The sequence below is a fragment of the Paenibacillus sp. G2S3 genome, from assembly GCF_030123105.1.
Lineage (GTDB): Bacteria > Bacillota > Bacilli > Paenibacillales > Paenibacillaceae > Paenibacillus_AQ.
In genome coordinates this window covers 1,317,047-1,333,468 of the sequence record NZ_CP126095.1, presented here as the reverse complement: position 1 = coordinate 1,333,468, position 16,422 = coordinate 1,317,047, and the positions used below count along the sequence as shown (strand labels likewise).

General features: G+C 42.2%; 16 protein-coding genes and 4 tRNA genes. 5 read left to right on the top strand and 15 right to left on the bottom strand.

Annotated elements, in window-relative coordinates; all coding sequences use genetic code 11:
• Positions 1–56: 56 nt before the first annotated feature.
• The 3 genes from QNH28_RS05890 to QNH28_RS05880 form a co-directional block, all read right to left on the bottom strand.
• Positions 57–139 (bottom strand) — tRNA-Leu (locus QNH28_RS05890).
• Between the two features lie 6 nt (positions 140–145).
• A tRNA-Glu gene (locus QNH28_RS05885) sits at positions 146–217 on the bottom strand.
• Positions 218–288: 71 nt separating this feature from the next.
• Positions 289–735 (bottom strand): helix-turn-helix transcriptional regulator, encoded by a 447-nt coding sequence (locus tag QNH28_RS05880; protein WP_283910570.1) that lies wholly within the window; start codon positions 733–735, stop codon positions 289–291.
• A 97-nt stretch (positions 736–832) separates the two neighbouring features.
• Between QNH28_RS05880 and QNH28_RS05875 the strand changes: the two genes are divergently transcribed.
• The gene (locus QNH28_RS05875) at positions 833–1,324 is read left to right on the top strand and encodes an effector binding domain-containing protein (RefSeq protein WP_283910569.1); all 492 of its coding nucleotides are present in this window, start codon (positions 833–835) and stop codon (positions 1,322–1,324) included.
• A gap of 78 nt (positions 1,325–1,402) precedes the next feature.
• On the opposite strand, the gene QNH28_RS05870 is transcribed toward QNH28_RS05875, so the two are convergent.
• The 8 genes from QNH28_RS05870 to QNH28_RS05835 form a co-directional block, all read right to left on the bottom strand.
• Entirely contained in the window at positions 1,403–2,008 is a 606-nt protein-coding gene (locus QNH28_RS05870) for a class I SAM-dependent methyltransferase (protein ID WP_283910568.1), read from the bottom strand.
• Between the two features lie 48 nt (positions 2,009–2,056).
• Positions 2,057–2,482, bottom strand: a complete 426-nt coding sequence (locus QNH28_RS05865; protein WP_283912063.1) for a GNAT family N-acetyltransferase — start codon at positions 2,480–2,482, stop codon at positions 2,057–2,059.
• 188 nt (positions 2,483–2,670) lie between these two features.
• Complete coding sequence (locus tag QNH28_RS05860) at positions 2,671–3,300, bottom strand: DUF3885 domain-containing protein (RefSeq protein WP_283910567.1); 630 nt, start codon at positions 3,298–3,300, stop codon at positions 2,671–2,673.
• Between the two features lie 54 nt (positions 3,301–3,354).
• Positions 3,355–3,825: a hypothetical protein gene (locus tag QNH28_RS05855; protein WP_283910566.1), complete on the bottom strand. Its 471-nt coding sequence runs from the start codon at positions 3,823–3,825 to the stop codon at positions 3,355–3,357.
• A gap of 224 nt (positions 3,826–4,049) precedes the next feature.
• Positions 4,050–4,496 carry an oxidoreductase gene (locus QNH28_RS05850; RefSeq protein WP_283912062.1) on the bottom strand — a complete coding sequence of 149 codons (447 nt, stop codon included), beginning with the start codon at positions 4,494–4,496 and terminating at the stop codon, positions 4,050–4,052.
• A gap of 214 nt (positions 4,497–4,710) precedes the next feature.
• Positions 4,711–4,799: transfer RNA gene (locus QNH28_RS05845), tRNA-Ser, on the bottom strand.
• A gap of 7 nt (positions 4,800–4,806) precedes the next feature.
• Positions 4,807–4,882, bottom strand: a tRNA-Asn gene (locus QNH28_RS05840).
• 150 nt (positions 4,883–5,032) lie between these two features.
• Positions 5,033–5,785 carry an MBL fold metallo-hydrolase gene (locus QNH28_RS05835; protein ID WP_283910565.1) on the bottom strand — a complete coding sequence of 251 codons (753 nt, stop codon included), beginning with the start codon at positions 5,783–5,785 and terminating at the stop codon, positions 5,033–5,035.
• A 126-nt stretch (positions 5,786–5,911) separates the two neighbouring features.
• On the opposite strand from QNH28_RS05835, the gene QNH28_RS05830 reads away from it, so the two are divergent.
• Positions 5,912–6,343, top strand: a complete 432-nt coding sequence (locus QNH28_RS05830; RefSeq protein ID WP_283910564.1) for an Lrp/AsnC family transcriptional regulator — start codon at positions 5,912–5,914, stop codon at positions 6,341–6,343.
• 417 nt (positions 6,344–6,760) lie between these two features.
• Here QNH28_RS05830 and QNH28_RS05825 read toward each other — a convergent pair whose 3' ends face one another.
• Positions 6,761–13,660 carry an S-layer homology domain-containing protein gene (locus QNH28_RS05825; RefSeq protein WP_283910563.1) on the bottom strand — a complete coding sequence of 2,300 codons (6,900 nt, stop codon included), beginning with the start codon at positions 13,658–13,660 and terminating at the stop codon, positions 6,761–6,763.
• A 203-nt stretch (positions 13,661–13,863) separates the two neighbouring features.
• On the opposite strand from QNH28_RS05825, the gene QNH28_RS05820 reads away from it, so the two are divergent.
• Positions 13,864–14,502 (top strand): pentapeptide repeat-containing protein, encoded by a 639-nt coding sequence (locus tag QNH28_RS05820; protein ID WP_283910562.1) that lies wholly within the window; start codon positions 13,864–13,866, stop codon positions 14,500–14,502.
• 13 nt (positions 14,503–14,515) lie between these two features.
• On the opposite strand, the gene QNH28_RS05815 is transcribed toward QNH28_RS05820, so the two are convergent.
• Entirely contained in the window at positions 14,516–14,986 is a 471-nt protein-coding gene (locus tag QNH28_RS05815) for a SprT family protein (protein WP_283912061.1), read from the bottom strand.
• Between the two features lie 120 nt (positions 14,987–15,106).
• Here QNH28_RS05815 and QNH28_RS05810 point away from each other — a divergent pair, with 120 nt between their 5' ends.
• Both QNH28_RS05810 and cmpA read left to right on the top strand, forming a co-directional pair.
• Positions 15,107–15,469 carry a hypothetical protein gene (locus QNH28_RS05810; protein ID WP_042124766.1) on the top strand — a complete coding sequence of 121 codons (363 nt, stop codon included), beginning with the start codon at positions 15,107–15,109 and terminating at the stop codon, positions 15,467–15,469.
• A 65-nt stretch (positions 15,470–15,534) separates the two neighbouring features.
• Positions 15,535–15,660 carry a cortex morphogenetic protein CmpA gene (cmpA, locus tag QNH28_RS05805; protein ID WP_283910561.1) on the top strand — a complete coding sequence of 42 codons (126 nt, stop codon included), beginning with the start codon at positions 15,535–15,537 and terminating at the stop codon, positions 15,658–15,660.
• A 144-nt stretch (positions 15,661–15,804) separates the two neighbouring features.
• On the opposite strand, the gene QNH28_RS05800 is transcribed toward cmpA, so the two are convergent.
• Together QNH28_RS05800 and QNH28_RS05795 are read right to left on the bottom strand one after the other, a co-directional pair.
• Positions 15,805–16,044 (bottom strand): GNAT family N-acetyltransferase, encoded by a 240-nt coding sequence (locus QNH28_RS05800; protein ID WP_349655036.1) that lies wholly within the window; start codon positions 16,042–16,044, stop codon positions 15,805–15,807.
• Between the two features lie 80 nt (positions 16,045–16,124).
• Positions 16,125–16,295: a hypothetical protein gene (locus QNH28_RS05795; RefSeq protein ID WP_283910559.1), complete on the bottom strand. Its 171-nt coding sequence runs from the start codon at positions 16,293–16,295 to the stop codon at positions 16,125–16,127.
• Between the last annotated feature and the right edge of the window lie 127 nt (positions 16,296–16,422).

The following is a 16,422-nucleotide window of genomic DNA, read 5'->3' as shown; positions in this document are numbered from 1 at the left end:
AAAAAAAAGTAAGAAAACCTCTGCGAAGCAAAGGATTTCTTACTTTTTATTTTGTATGCGGTAGAGAGGACTCGAACCTCCACGGGTATACACCCACTACCCCCTCAAGATAGCGTGTCTGCCATTCCACCACTACCGCATAATATGACCCGTATGGGATTCGAACCCATGTTACCTCCGTGAAAGGGAGGTGTCTTAACCCCTTGACCAACGGGCCTTAGCAAGGTTGTCTTAACGTGACAACAAAAATGAGTATATCAAACGACAAGAATTTTGACAAGCCCTTTTTCAAAAAAAGTTTAAACTAAAAGAATTCTCAATAAAGCTCAGCAAATTCCGCAGCGATTCATTCCCTTGATTTAACGATAAATCTACTGCAAATCGCCCTTTAGTAAGATCAGCACCACTCTCGTGAGGGATAGCATTCAGCTTCTCCACAACATGCACAAATCTCTTATGGCCAAATAACTGTCTGTAGCTGTTTAAACTGGTCAACAATATTTCTATATCATGATGGGTAAATAACAGCTTGTCCATTTTATAGGATTTCATCAATCCAACCCCGCCCATTGCGCCCTGATGCGTAAAAACAGGCAACCCGGCAAAGGTCAGTGTATCAATATCACGATAAATAGTTCTTCTGCTCACTTCCAAACGTTCGGCCAATTCTCGTGCACTAACCACCTCACGCTCCAACAAAATCATAATCAAGGTAATTAAGCGATCAATTTTCATACCCTACCTCCCACGCAAGTATGCCATATAGATGTCACAGTTGATAGATTATGCTTAATACGTATTCAGAATTCACCTATTAGGAGGCATTACAAAAATGAGTAATTTTAAGCTTGAAAAGAAGCAACCCTTTCGTGTTATCGGTTTTAAAACAGCTTTAGACGAGCGGACAACCATTCACTCTCCACAGTTTTCAAGCCAAAAGACTACTTTTTTCAAGAGTCTGATTGGTAACGGAAAAATCGCTAGCCTTCGTCCCCTTGCCGAAAGTCCTTATGGTTTCGCTGCAGTAGCTGAGGAGAACGGATACGTCTATTATTACGCAGGTGTTCAATCTTCTCAGCCTCTACCTGAACATGCGGATGAAGTTATTTTCCCAGAAAGTGAATATTTAGTTTTAACAGGCAGTGGTGGGTTATCGCGCTTAGCATTTGATAAGTTGGAAGATCAGGCGTTTGGCTCACTTTTAACCGAGGCTTACGAATATGAATATTCTGGAGCACCAATTGCAGAAGTTTTGCTTAATGGAAATCCAACAGACGCCATAGTTGAAGTGTGGGTACCTGTGCAAAAACGGAAGACTCTATAAAACAACTATCAAAAATCTAGACTTAATGAGGCAAGTGGTATTTATACGGTCAAATTCCTTTTGGCGGCATAAATACCACTATTTTTTATATATGTAATCGATAAATCCTTGTCGTATCCATTCGCCTTCAAACTTTCTTTCAAGCACTCGATCTTCTTTATATATTAATTGCATATCATCAAACATAGAATCCGCTTCATGATAATCATAGTAAGAGTGTATTACTAATTCGTCGTCTTCCATTTGTTCATACTGATTTCCTCCCAAATCCACTCCGTCGCCGACTCGAAAATCCTTAAGGGTTAAAAAATTAACAAATAATAATCCACCAGGTTTTAGCACCCGTTTCAATTCATTTATTGCTTCTTTCACATCCTGTTTTCTCATATGAAAAATAGAGTTATATGAATACACAAAACTCATCGACTCATCGCTTATTGCCAACTCTCTCATGTCGCCCTGGAGTATGTTTAAATTCTGCCCTCTTTCTGCTGCGAACTGATTAGCTCTGTTCAATTGCTCAACATTCATCTCTATTCCGTATGTAGCGTATCCATAATTCGCAAACAAACTTAGTGGAGGCGTATCCCCTCCTGCCCCACAATCTAATATGGTCTTTTCCATGCCACTTTCATTACATAATGCCAAAAATCTATACAAGGGTATTTGTTTAAAAAGCTCCACAGTTGTTTCTCTCCTTTGATTTTAGGTTTATGCCTTCCTCAAGCCACCTTAATCATAGCTAAGATCCTTCTTGTAGTAAAAGTGTTTACTTCCAAGCGGAGCATCTTCGATAGTTGCAATTACTTTATATCCATATTTCTTATAAAATTCGGGCGCTTGAAAACTGAATGTATCTAATTTGATAAAAGTACATTTCTTTGCTCTGGCAATTTTCTCTGCTTCTTCCAATAATCTTTTCCCGTAACCTTGACTACGATAGTTATCATCCACCCACAAAATACCAATTTCCATCCAATTCCAACATATCGCACTGTTGATACCGGCAACAATATCTCCGTTATCATCCTTCAAGCATAAATTTATCTCCTCATAAATGCCGTTTGGTACTTGTTTAGAGTTAAATTCAATAAGTTTTTTTCTGACGTAATCTGTTTCTTCATTTGTGCTATAAAATATCTTAGGATTAATCGACATAAGTTCCTCCTGATGGTTTATCTCTAACATTTCGACTAACGTTTCTGAGTGGTTAAACTCTATTCTATTTTCCAAACTATTTAATTGTAATTCAAGGAGACTCATAGGTATTATTAGATATCCCTTATAGGTAATTGATCCGTCCAGATATTCCTCAACGCATTGAACATATGGTGTTAACCAAATGATTATACTTCCTTGAATAAATTATCAAAATACTCTCTATGATAATTCACTATCCAATCATTATATTTAAAATAAAGAGGTCTTAATTGATCTTTAGAACTGGCATGAATGATACATCCTCTATCATCATACATATAAAAAATAATATCCTTATCTTTACTAATAAAATATACACTTTGACCTATTGAAGGTTCTCTCCCTTGCTCATAGTGACTAATACCTTCAAGTATTTCTATGTATGGAAAAGTAGAGACTAACCCTGCAGATACTTTAACCTGATATTCATGTTTAATTTCTAATCTTTTTCCCTCATCATCCTCATCTTCATCTTCATCTACTTCGAATAATGTTCTCTCTTCAATTATCTGTCCATTCATTAGCTTGTAAATATATTTAGGTGTTGTATTTCCAAACATAGGATCATTTTGGTCACCCCAATCTTTGATAAGGACATAAATAAAATCATTTTGATTAAATGTTTCTTCAAATATTGTTACCACTCTTTTGTTTACTTGTTTAATTCTTCGTTTTGATCCATTTCGGAATGGTTCACCTAAATCAAATCTAATATGTATATCACTCTCGAAATTCGGAAATTTATTATCAATATATTCAAAAATCCCTTGTATCATTTGGCCTCCGGTATTTCTTCTCTATTCTCATTGCAACAGTTGCAAAAGACACTCTCACAGTTGTTTTTTTGAGAGCTCTATTAGTGCATTTTTTGCAGTATCACTTACATTTTGATTTTGGTGATTTTCAAACATAATAAAAACCGGGATATATTCTTTATTAAAAGTATTACTCAATGCATATATTGCATCTGCAAGAAGTTCAAATTCAATTTCTTCTATATAATCGGCTAAATAATCCAACTTATTTTTTGAGTAGTCATTTAGTAATTGTAGAATATCTTGTTTGATTTCTTTACAATGATCAAAGAGTAGGTGCTTTTCTAGGAGAAAGATAATTTCATCAAAATAAGACAATTCATAGCCGAAATATGGATCCAAGTACATGTCCAAACAAAATAATAGACTCCTTTTTTCAGAGATATCTTTATTATTCAAAAAATCGTTGATAGCAGTTGCTCCAGTAATTATGATATCTCGATGTTTCTGAGTATAAGTTACATAACTAACTTCTCGTTCGTCCAAAAAAGAACACCTCTTTTCGTCCTTCCCACAAAAATTATCAAAGACTGTTTAATGATTATCTCCAATTGTAAATAATGTTTCGGTCCCTCGCTTCAGGTAATGCAAACCGAATGGCGTTAGCTTCCACAGCGTGAATGCTGTGTTATTAGATGTCAGTGATTCTTCAAATGAACTAAAGACCTTTATATACTTTCAAAGAATTCCCTGAAAAACATAAGATCACTTCATTGAATCCCCGCAGTTCCAAATGTCTCTCTAATAACTTTTTCGTATTCATCCCATTTAAAGCAAAAAGGGCCTATATCAATAGCTTTATTACCGGATTCTAATTTGAAATCTCTCCATATAATAAGCTCTTCTTCTCTCTCAATAAATACTGATATAAAGCCACATTCTTCATCGCCACACCAGGGACAGACTAATATTGGGTATCTGTAGTACAAATATTCATGCATTTCGTTTAACAAAAAATAATTAATCACTTTCGTTTGATGCTCTTCACTACCCCACCCGAGGGAAGGAACCATATCATATTTTTTTAACATTTGGTAAAGAGACCTACCATCAATTATTACGTCGGCAAAAATAGTATTTTTATTCCCTTCTTGATCCGGATCAAAACTATCATATCGGCTTGACGGTTTTGTTTGTATTTGATTTATAGTTTTCATGCTCCCTCCTTTAAACTCTTCACACTTATCAAATAAACATTCGATCCCTCCACTCCATTCCCCTTCCAAAATATTGAATTGATCATTTCTCAGAACTGCCCTTCTTTTCCTCGCTTTCATATGTCCAAACTAATCGCATATAGCAACCGAAAAATAAATTCACACAACAAAAAAAGAGCTCCCATAATGGAAGCTCTTCTTATGTAATTCAGAACGGAGAGAGTGGGATTCGAACCCACGCACCGCTTACGCAGTCTAACCCCTTAGCAGAGGGTCCCCTTATAGCCACTTGGGTATCTCTCCATAAAAATGGCTCCCCGAACAGGACTCGAACCTGTGACAACTCGATTAACAGTCGAGTGCTCTACCAACTGAGCTATCAGGGAACATTAGAAGTAAATTAGAAGTGAACATGAATTAATTTATCATGATTTCAAGGTCTAGTCAAGCAGGTAAAATAATTTTTGTGATCGTTTTCAAATTCATGCATTATTTCTGCCTGTAGGTAGATTTAAGAGGGGTTTCCCCCCCTTATTTTATACGTAACACCATTCCGCGTCTTGCGGAAGCTGTACTCGATCCTGTAGCTCCTCCTTCTCCAAGTGAGCTCTTAGCTTATCCCTGGTAACAAGGCAATGGTTGATGGCGTCCATGTGTACAGCGATCACCTTAGTAGAAGAAGCATATTCGCATAAGTCTACGACATCCTGCTCATTCATTGTGATATGACCTCCAGTTAAAAACTGCGCTCCACCAGCATTAATGATCGTTACCTCAGGTTTAAATGCATCGAGTGCAATCTTCACCTCATCACACCAAATCGTGTCTCCTGCCAAATACACAACTGGTTCATTTTCCGCCTGAAAGACAAACCCGGATACCTTCCCCATAAGCTTGCCAATCTCTCCGGTTCCATGCTGTCCACCAGTACGTGTTATAGTTACTCCTTGGAATGTCAGCTTATCGGTGATTTCTGAGACATTCTCAAATCCCTGCTCTACTAGGGTATCCCTATCCCCCTCCTGACAAAATAACGGTAGATTATGCGGCAGCAAGGAAATGGCAGCGTCATCCCAATGATCTGGATGAAGATGCGTGACTATTATTGCATTAGGATTCAGCCATTTGTCTACTGTTCCCGGTAACGATACAAGCGGATTCCGACGGTCATTTTCCGTATTAAAAATAGGAGGATTAGCACCCTGCTCACTCAACATAGGATCAATCAAAAATGTACTTCCCCCATACTCCATCCACAGGGTCGCGTTGCGAATATGCTGTATTTTCATCGTAAGCCCTTCTTTCTTTCAGATATCTTCTGCTACAATTAATTATAGTTGGACCTTGAAACAGAATACATTGAGATTAGAAAGAGATTGGCCTGTTCTACTTTCACGCAGAAAGGATTTTAGATAATGATGAGTTCTTATTCCATAGATGATGTGGATTTTCACATCCTACAGCTTCTTATTGAAGATTCCACGATCAGTCACAGAGACATTGGGCAGCAAGTGCATATGACAGGTCAAGCTGTGGGCGCGCGTATTCGCAAAATGCAGGACACCGGAGTGATTGAAGGCTACACTGTCCGCTGGAATCCAAATAAGGTTGGGGAGCCTATTCATGCCTTTATCACTGTTTTTCTGGGTTCAAATACGATCCATCCAGCCTTTCAGACATTTGCAAAGCAGCATGACAGCGTAAAAGAAATGCATCGGGTCAGTGGAGAAGGCTGCTATTGGATACGCGTTCGTGCCGGAAGCCAAGAGGATTTGAATATCTTTCTCGACGAGCTGCTAAAGTTCGGAAATTACAGAGTCAATTTGTCGATGGGGAAGCTTAAATAAGGCTGTATCGCCTATGAGCCCGCTATCGGACCCACTTGACCTTATACGCAGCATAATCGCTCATTTCGCATGCTAAACGGACCTCATAGCCTCTATTAGCTTGAAAAACACCAAATATGAGCCATTTTCGAAGGAATAGCTTCACTGGAGTCCGAAACTCTGCTCAACAGGCTAAAAAATTGCAATTAGCGTCATCTGGGTCCGGAAGCCTCAGCAAACGAGATACTCAGTGGTAAAGTTGTTGCAGCTATAATTGGTGGACAGTAGTTGAGACTCGTTCTAATAGCTGATCAGCTTCCACCTAGTTATAAGCGCTTCTGGCAAGCAGGCACCCTAAAAAAACGCAGAGCAGCGATTCTCCAATTACCGGAGAATCGCTGCTCTTTTAGTAGAATGTTGTAGCTTCTATGACGAAATTTAATTCAGTAATCCGGCGGCTTTAAGTAATCTTGTTAGGATCACAGCTGCTTCTGCACGGCTAGTATCACTGCCAGATGCAAAGCTGCCTGCAGATTGCCCTTTCATGATTCCTTTTGCTGTTAAGACATTCACAGCCTCTTTAGCCCAAGAAGAGATAGTAGACGAATCTGTGAATGCATCTGTCGCAGGGTTAACTCCAGATTCTCCAGCTCCAAGGTTCAACAGCTTCAGTGCTCTAGCTGCCATAACAGCCATTTGCTCCCGTGTAATAGGGGCGTTCGGACGGAAGGCTCCATCCTCATAGCCTTGAACCAATCCTAAGGCTGCTGCGGCTCTAGCATCTGCAGCATACCATGATAAATCGGACACATCACTGAAAGTCTTTGTTGTGTTCTCAGCGACTAGACCCAACGAACGAATCAGCATAGCTGCGAACTCGGCACGGCTGACAGATTTCTGTGGTGCAAAATTATCTGTGGATTGTCCGGTCAAGATCAATCGACTGGCAAGCATTTCGATCTCATTCTTTGCCCAGTGTGAAGAAATATCTCCAAAAGACACAGGGTGCAGTGCTGCAACGAATACACCGCTCGCATTACTGCTCTTAACAGTAACCTTGGTCATCCCATTTACAGGCTCGAACAATGCAGGTACATAACGGAAGGAACCCGTCTGCTCATCGTAAATAAGAACTACTCCCGTCTTCGCATCCAGTACTTCCTTAATCATAAATGTTCGCTCTACATACGTAGTACCGAAACCATTAGCAGGTACAGTGGTTTTGCCATCTGTGACCTTCAAGGTGATACTGGCCGGAGTTCCTTGTACAATAAAGCCTTGCTGCTTAGCCTTGGCAAGCAGTTGTTCCAATCCTTTTCCGCTTAGCGGACTTAGCTGAAACTCTAGCGTGCCTGCTGGCATTTGCGCAGCTTTCAGCACTCTCTCCACGAGTCCTAACGGGAATCGATAGCTCATATCGCCGCTTCCAATGACAAGCACAGCATTTGGACTAAGTGCTGCCGCATTGCGTAAGGCGTCAGCGCTAAAGCGAGCTATGCCATCTCCGTTAGCTGAAATCTCGATCACAGCCACTCCAGCAGTAGTCTTAGCTTTTAGCTGCGCATCATAATTAGCAGCTGGTGTAGGCATTGGTGTAGCGACAGGTGCAACAGGATTTACTGACCCCGCCGGATCAATAGTACTCGTTGGTGCTGGTGTGCTCGTTGGGTCAGTCGAATCCGTTGGGCTAGGTGTACTCGTTGGGCTAGGAGTAGTTGTTGGACTTGGTGTACTCGTTGGATCCGTCGGATCCACAGGATCTGTCCCACCATTAGATGCTACCACCTCAACTGTATACACCCTTTTATCATTGCCTACAGTTACTGTAAAGTCTGTACTTCCCGCTTTAAGCCCATGCAGACTGCCGTTTGTAAAAGTAGCAATATCACTGTTCGTAAGCACAAGTGTAGCTTGTGAAGTAATCTCCACCCCTTCTTTGTCTAACACCTGAAGGGTAGCTGACTTTCCTTGTTCCAGTACAACAGGTCCACTCTGTCCATCTGCTAGCTTAATGGAGAAAGGCTTAACTGCTGTAGCTATTCCTTGGTTTTTTTCAAGGATACTAAATTCGGAAGATGGGTTTGACAGCAGTTTCATCCGTTCACCGCGAATGATAAGATTATCTACGAGCAGATTTCCTTTCAGCTCCTTCGTAACCTCAATCCCGCTTGTGCCCGCTCCGTCAATCACGTTATTCGTGAGAACCACGCCATCCATATTCAGATTACCGTGGGCAATCAGGCCAGAATAGGTGCTGTCGAGCGCCGTATTGTTACGGATGAGTACTTTTCCTTTTAGGTCGCTCTCACCAGCGTACAGCCATAACGCACCGAGGTTCACGCCATAACCTGAATCATAACTACCTGTGCGAAGCAAAGTATTCCGCTCAACGATAGTCGTTCCTTGGAACGGCTCTGCGGAGAAACGGGTAGATACAGCGATCCCAGCTCCGTTAGTCACAGTGTCTTTTACCACGTTATCTTGAACTTTATTATCCTTACCACCGAAGACCACAATGTTATCGGCCAACCATGGCAGTGAGACGTTATTAAAACGTGCCGTATTGTTATAGCTCAGTGTCCGTTCCGTACCATTCACATCATTCAATTTGGCATCTGTGAACGACCACATCGCAATACCATCATCCCCTGGATAGCGGATGTCACTTTGTTCCATCATGCTGTTGCCAGTACCTACGGCAAAGTTAATTCCATCCGCCATCAGATTACGGATTCGAAGACCTGCCATATACAGACCATTCGTACGAGCCTTCTCACCAATAGGCTGTGTTAACCACAAGCCTGCTTTGGTATGTTCAATCCATACATTTTGAATGATTGAGCCTTGGCCAAAAGCACCATGGAAAGCATTCGTGAATGCCTCATCGTCCCGTACATTAATACCACCTTCAATCAATAGATCGTATACACCAACCTTGCCGCCGTGGCCGTAGAATTTGGCTCCATTCAGAACGGTATACCACATGCCGGCACCACGGATTTCAGCCGTATCCAGATCCAGCAGACCATCTCCAACATTAAAGTTACCTGCCGGGAACCAAACACCTTTACCTTTAGCATTCGCTTCGACAAGCGCTGCCTTCAAGGCTGCGGTATCATCTCCCTCATCATTTGCTACTGCTCCAAAATCCGTTACGGAAATAAATCCATCATGGCGAGTTAACTCAGGCGCTACCTGCTCCATATCCACCAAGTCGATGACGTATGAAGTGGCCTGGTCTCCTGTTCCCTTCTCTAAACGAATGGTTGCTCCAGCAGGAGCATCGCCAATCAGAGCATGAATTTCATCAAAGAAGCGATGTCCACTACCTTGTTTAGGATCATTTGACCATGGGTAGCTGCCATATTCCCAAGCGTATTTTGAAGTCAGCTTAAGCTGTTTCTTAACTCCATCTACATATAGAGTCAAAGTTTCTTCAGCACCAGCACCATCCGGACTGTCTGGAATGGAATAGCGAAGAACAATAGAATTAGCTGCTTCTGCAAGCTTGAACTCTACATAGTCCCCAGTATTCTTCAAGGCGACGGCTTGTCGTCCAGAAGCCTCGGAAGCCATAGTGCGATATTTCCGCGAAGGACCGATTAGTGTTCCGTTAGTCACTGCATCCTCAGCTTCATAGCTGATGTAAGGAACCGTGGCTCCGCGGTAAACTTTGTTCACACTATTTTTTACTGTCAGGCTATCAATGCTTACTTTACCCCAATCGATGTTGTCGTTACTTAGAGAAACCGTGTTGATCCCTGGACGCAGCTTCAGCTTTACCTGTTCAGTCTTCCAAGAGGAGGACTGAGCAACATTAACATTAGCCGCTTCCTTCAAGCCATTCACCTCAAGCAACAGATCTGTAACAGCGCTGGAAGTGTTCTTGTAACGAACAACAGCATCATATTCTCCGGCATGCTGGGCATTGACTGCAAATCGTATAACATGATCGCCTTGAAATGCTTCCCCTCCTGCATAAATCGCATCTGTAGGGATAGGCAAGAAGCTCCAAAGAACGCTATTGGTTCCCACAGCAGAACCAAGTTGAACCGCCGCTGCACTGTGAGTAAGAAAGCCCGTTCTATCGGCACTTAGCAAGAGCTTATAGCCTAACTTCTCTTCCAGCGTCCACTGGGAACGTTCTGTTTCCCCGGAAGATAACAAGACGACTTGATCCCCTTCATTTAAAGAAAGATATTGCTTCGTCTGAACATTCATTATGCGTTTACGTCCATTTATATCCTGGACGATCCACTGAGAGTGAGCAGCCGTATCGGAAGCTTCCGCATATACGAGTGCACCTTCTTTTTCTGCCAATACTTTGCCAGTCAGCCCTTTCGGTACGATGGTTATAATGTTGGTATCGTTCTGAACTGGAGTTGTTGTATTGTTGTTGCGCAGTTCTCCAGACGGAGTAGTAAACTCCTGTGGAGCTGCTTCAAGCTTCCATTGAGCTGAGCCGTCACTCTCTAGTAGGAGTGCCCGTTCAGCATATCCTGTCTTATTCGCAATGTTTATTAATTCATCGTCGTACTCTCCATAGAGACTACGAATGGTGTAATTCGTATAATCGGAGGCCAAGCTTACTTCCCATGCAGATGCTCCGTCTATAGCCGGTTCCGCATTACTGCTCTCCAAGTAAGAATAATCCCCATTCACTGTTAAATAATGACCGGTTGCTCGGTTAATGATCGTCTGTTTGCCATCCTGCACAGATATATTCCAATGCGAGAATCCATTGTCTGCTGACGGCTGTCCGTACAGAACAACTCCATGCTCATTTTCATATAAATACTCCCCACTGCTTGCATTCTTAAATCTTAGAGGGTAAGTAGGGATTGGTGGTGCAATCGCTTCAACCGCTTCGACGGTAAAATGTGCACTGCTTTTATCCACCGCACCGGGAGCCTTACTGATCCTAATAATCGGATTCCCATTCTCATCGGAAGCCCCATACATATAGTGGCCAGCCCATCCACTTTTGAAGGTGGTCAGACCCGAAGGCTGCATATCCACAATCCACTTAATGCTACCCCATACATCATAAACCGTCTGTAGAGTTTGAACGGCAACATCCGGATCATCTTCACCTTCAGATCCAGCAATATGCTCCAGAGAGAGATAACGTCCTGTTCCTACATTTTTAATTTTTACAGATCCATTGGCCCCGGCTATTTCTTGCAGCTGCCAGACAAAGGAATCGTCGTTAATATCAAGTGGGCCATAAGTAGCCTGACCTACTGTCACATCCTCGTTTGCAGCAGCTAGAGGTGCAATTTTCGCATCAGAGATTGTAGGTTCCACCACCTTATCCTGCGGCACCATTGCTTCAGTGTCCTGTGAATCATAGACAGCTTCAGTGACAGTCTTAGATTCTAGCAATTTCTCTAGTACATCTGGAGAAGTCAGCAAAGGACCATCTTTAAGATACTGATCCTCCCCATTTACAGTGTCTAGCTTAAAGCGGAATAAGTCCTGCTTTTTCTCTGTGACAGTAACGAATCTCCACTGTGGACTGCCCCAGCCTGGATTGATCACACCATACTCGGCGTATTTAGTGAGATTTTGAAGTGAAATGAACTTCTCAGGGAATTTATTTGGTTCCTTGTCGAGAACACTGCTAATTACGTATGTGTTGTCGCCAATATTTTTGCCTATCCATATAAATTCTCGCTCCACATTATTCCTGTCAGGAAGCTCAGTGACCTGAATATGGCCATCTGGCATGTTCACTGTGTTAATGTAATGGCCTGTTTTCTTATTCTTGAATAGCTTGCGGCCATTATATTTCTCCACGAGCCACTGATCGGAGCCATCCTTCTGCATATTTCCATACTTCAAGAGGCCGTCAGCAGACTCATACCAATAAAAAGACTTCCATCCATTTTGAATTCGATAATATGGAATGGTTCCATCAGTCGGTGTATTGGGATCTAGAAGCTGCCACTGGGCGCTCAAGGAAGTCGCATCCCCATTTGCTCCAGCATTACCTCCACCCAAGGTAGAGATATAGATGTCTTTGCTCTCAACATTTTCTAGTGTCAGGTAATCATCATAATCATCAGAATCTTTAAATTTCCACTGATCCGATGGCTGACTTTCGCTGATCTCTACAGCCTTGGCTGTGCCGTCAGTGTATGAAATATAATGATTAGTTTCCGCATTACGGATACGCTTATTGCCATCATAATCCTCTACATACCATAGATAATCGGATGAATCTGCATCCTCTGAAGCCATAACGCCATGCTTAAGCTCGCCGTCTGCAGCTTCATATAAAAAATCTGTAGCTACTTGTGCATCTGTATAAGTAGCCAATCTTACCGGCTTAAATTCAGAAATCGGCACGATGCTCCACTGCGCACTTGGATTAGAGGCTGATCCCGGCCAGCCGTTAGAGCGCACGTTATTGTCATCGTTGAATTGTGGATTTAGCCATAACGGACTCCCACTATCAGTTAAACCACTGTTACGAAGCGTAATAAAGCCTGTTCCATCTGGATCTGGTGCGCTCTCTTGGAACCACTCACTTAGCTTTACATTATTCATATCGATTTCTTGTGAAAAAACTCCAGCCCAAGTCTGCTCATTCTGCTTAATATAATGACCCGTCTCACGGTTACGAATCATCAACGTTCCTTCGTCCGTTCCCTGATCAAGATACCACTGGGCTGCTTCATTTTTCAAAGGCTGTTTGCCGTAGAGAACATTTCCTTTTTCATCCTCATACATTACCTGACCGGGACGCATCCGGCTTTCCAGCCTTACAGCTACTGGTACTGAATTCAGATCAATAAAAGCCCACTGCGGACTCTCAAACGTAATATTGATATCCGAGCTTACTTGCGCGTAACCAAGCTGATTCTCCTCGTGGATAACCAGTTTACTCTCTGGCACTGTTGCGCTTCGGATGATCATATATCCGTTTCTATTGGAAGTATCGATCAACCATTGATCCGTAACACTTCCTGATCCTTGTAGATCTGCCACCTTAAGCGTATCCTCTTTGCCGTTATTACCAGCCATTGTAATGTAGTGGCCCGTCTTCACATTCTTAATTCGTGACAGACCATTTACCGTCTCCACTGTCCAATGCGATGATGTGTCCGCTGGATTGGTCATGCCATAACGCACGATACCATCAGACGTTTCATATAAAAAATTATTTTTCCACTTATTCTTGATGAGTACCGTCCCTGATGGAATTTGCCCTGCGCCTGTTCCTCCAACCCCTTCTGCTCCTACGGAACCGCTACCGATTCCCATCACAGGCAAGCTTGAGAAAATCAGCAGCATCGCGAGCAGACCCGCCATCGCGGACCTGAATCGTTTCATAAAGGTGCCCCCTCTACCTAATATGGACTTCCCTTCCATCTTAAGTTGGTAACGCTTACAAAACGATGTGTGATTTTATCCATAAAAAGGTGTATTTGTACGGATCTCCCGATAGGCCTGAGTACTACTGAAAATTGACAAATCCGCTGAACCCGATGATAGTTAATTTAATTAGAAACAAGCATTCATAAATGGAGGTACATATGAAATTCAAAATGGAATCACCTAAAATAACAGATCCAGAAGCTCTACTCCCTGAGCAAATATACTCGCTACAAACCAAAGATGAATTCAGTCGTTGCAGCATAAGCGATACAGTTATTGATAATCAAGAAGCTAACAAGGTCAGCTTTGATCAAGTGATTTTTAAAAATGTAACGATTACCGAGTCGTCTCTGACTGGAATTGAGCTGATGGATGTGGTTTTTGATCGATGCGATCTGTCCAATGTGGATTTTACGAATGCGATTATTCATCGAACCGAATTCCGAAACTGCAAGCTTATCGGTACGGACTTTACAAGAGGCAGATTCCAGAATGTTCGCGTGGTCGATTGTATCGGGGATTTTGCAACATTTCGATTGGCTAATCTGAAGCAGGTTTCTTTTGAGAATAGTTCATTGATGAGCTCTGATTACTACCAATCCAATTTCCAAAAGGTCAGCTTTAGCGAGTGTAATATGGATCAAGCCACATTGTCAGGATCAAAGCTTAACGGGATCGATCTTAGTGACTGCGAGTTCAGTGGCTTGATCGTGGATATACAAGATTTAGAAGGGTGCATCATTTCGCCTCAGCAAGCTGTTTCTTTTGTGGGATTGATGGGACTGGTTATAAAATAACGCCCTTGTCTGCTTACTGGACTTCCAGCGCTAACAGCTTCAGCTTACCTGAACATTTGCCGCAGCGGTAGCGCTTTGGATCTACTTTTCGCTTACGCGGATACTCCATAGCACATGCTGTACATATCAGCTTGTACCGATAAGGTAGTGTCTTCCGAGCTTTCGCACCCGGCAATGTCTGACAATAGCGACTTCCGCCGACTTGTGCCAGCAGTCTTTTGAAATCAGTGTCACGATGCATGTACCCTCGCTTCGCCAAATGCAGATGATAATGGCAGAGCTCGTGTTTTATAATCTTCTCCGTCTCTTCTCTACCGAACATAGCAAGCTGATGGGGATTAATCTCTATATTATGGCTCTTGGTAAAATATCGACCGCCTGTTGAAGATAATCGGCTGTTAAAGCTTGCCTTGTGCCTAAAGGGTACGCCAAAGCTGTCCCGTGATACCTGCTCAATCCACAGCTGCAGCTCTTCGTTGCTCATCGTTTCCATAGCGTTCTATCACAAGTCCTTTCCACGGGAATTAAGATCTCTACTTGAATTGTAACTTGTGCATAGGCTAAACTGTCAAGAAGGAAGACAAGTACGGAGGGAGAATGACCAATGCCGAAAATGCGGTATGTAATTTTGCAACAACATCAAGAATTGCAATTCGTGGAAATGCCCGAGGAATATGCGTACCAGCTAAGTGCGCTCAATTTACGTCTAAACAAAGAAATCGACAAGCTGACTGCCGATAATGTACCGGATCTGCCCTTAGCCATTGCTGAGTGTGATTCACTGGATCTGCTGCGTGAGGACTACTCCTTGGAGTCCGGTCTGGATTATATCAATAGATTGGAACAGGCCTTTGCTTCTGTACAGGAGCAGAAGAACTATCCACTTATCTCCCTGCTGACCGAGATTCGGGCGCTGCAAGCTCAATTAGAGCAGTGGTACGAAGAGGAAGCAGAAAGCATTCTGTAAATCGTCACCTTTAGGCTCATTTCTCCATATGCTAACTTACGTAAGCAGTTAGAGGAGTGATACCCTTGCCACAGTGGCTCTGCCATCAACTGATGAAAGCTTATTACAAAAAAGACCGCCGTCAGATCAAGCTGCTGAACGAGTGCTGGTTCTTTTATCGTAATTCTGCGGAATCCAGTAATGAAATGTAGTTATAACCCCAGATTATTAAGATCTAGAGAATATTTAAAGCAGCGGATATCGTCTTTTCAGAAGACGGTATCCGTTTTTGTTAAGGATGCTATTTTTATACAAGAGGACTCAATAATTCCTTGTTCAGCTTAATCTCTCACCTCCTAGCTTGTGGTAATCTGCGCATTAACAATGGTATCTATCAGCTTTTTAGAGATGCCTTGTCCACGATACTCGTCCAAAACAAACACATCGCATAGATAATACATGGTTGCTCCATCCGTAACCAATCTAGCGAATGCAATCATTTCCCCCTCATCATAAACGCCGTAACACAACGAATTTTGAATCGATTGCCTAATTTTTTCTGGGGGTCTTTTATTCGCCCAATAGCTTGTAGCCAAATGAAATCTACACTAACATATTACAACACAAAAAAGGATGTTCCTGAACAAAAGGCACATCCTTTTTTACTAATCCTGTTTTAGAATTTAGGGAATACGTATTTAACCAAAAAGAACAGAAAACCAAAAAATATAATAATATAAGCAGCGTATTTAATAAAGGTAGATGCGACAACACTGGAATCCGATTTTCGTTGCACCTCTGTATGCTCCACTTCAACGCTTCTATCTTTATAGCCCGGTTCCATCATCAATCTCTCCTTTCGAATAAAGGCTGGTAGATAGTCTCCATTAACCCGGGGCTTTTAGAGTTGAAACAAAATTCCAAATCGAACCAGTTATTGTTCAGCATCATGGAGCTGCTTTATTTCTTTTTAC

Excerpts from the sequence above, each read along its gene's own strand:
- QNH28_RS05880 (WP_283910570.1), bottom strand. The coding sequence starts at position 735 with ATGAAAATTGATCGCTTAATTACCTTGATTATGATTTTGTTGGAGCGT.
- QNH28_RS05875 (WP_283910569.1), top strand. The coding sequence starts at position 833 with ATGAGTAATTTTAAGCTTGAAAAGAAGCAACCCTTTCGTGTTATCGGT.
- QNH28_RS05865 (WP_283912063.1), bottom strand. The coding sequence starts at position 2,482 with ATGTCGATTAATCCTAAGATATTTTATAGCACAAATGAAGAAACAGAT.
- QNH28_RS05860 (WP_283910567.1), bottom strand. The coding sequence starts at position 3,300 with ATGATACAAGGGATTTTTGAATATATTGATAATAAATTTCCGAATTTC.
- QNH28_RS05850 (WP_283912062.1), bottom strand. The coding sequence starts at position 4,496 with ATGAAAACTATAAATCAAATACAAACAAAACCGTCAAGCCGATATGAT.
- QNH28_RS05835 (WP_283910565.1), bottom strand. The coding sequence starts at position 5,785 with ATGAAAATACAGCATATTCGCAACGCGACCCTGTGGATGGAGTATGGG.
- QNH28_RS05830 (WP_283910564.1), top strand. The coding sequence starts at position 5,912 with ATGATGAGTTCTTATTCCATAGATGATGTGGATTTTCACATCCTACAG.
- QNH28_RS05825 (WP_283910563.1), bottom strand. The coding sequence starts at position 13,660 with ATGAAACGATTCAGGTCCGCGATGGCGGGTCTGCTCGCGATGCTGCTG.
- QNH28_RS05820 (WP_283910562.1), top strand. The coding sequence starts at position 13,864 with ATGAAATTCAAAATGGAATCACCTAAAATAACAGATCCAGAAGCTCTA.
- QNH28_RS05815 (WP_283912061.1), bottom strand. The coding sequence starts at position 14,986 with ATGAGCAACGAAGAGCTGCAGCTGTGGATTGAGCAGGTATCACGGGAC.
- QNH28_RS05810 (WP_042124766.1), top strand. The coding sequence starts at position 15,107 with ATGCCGAAAATGCGGTATGTAATTTTGCAACAACATCAAGAATTGCAA.
- QNH28_RS05795 (WP_283910559.1), bottom strand. The coding sequence starts at position 16,295 with ATGATGGAACCGGGCTATAAAGATAGAAGCGTTGAAGTGGAGCATACA.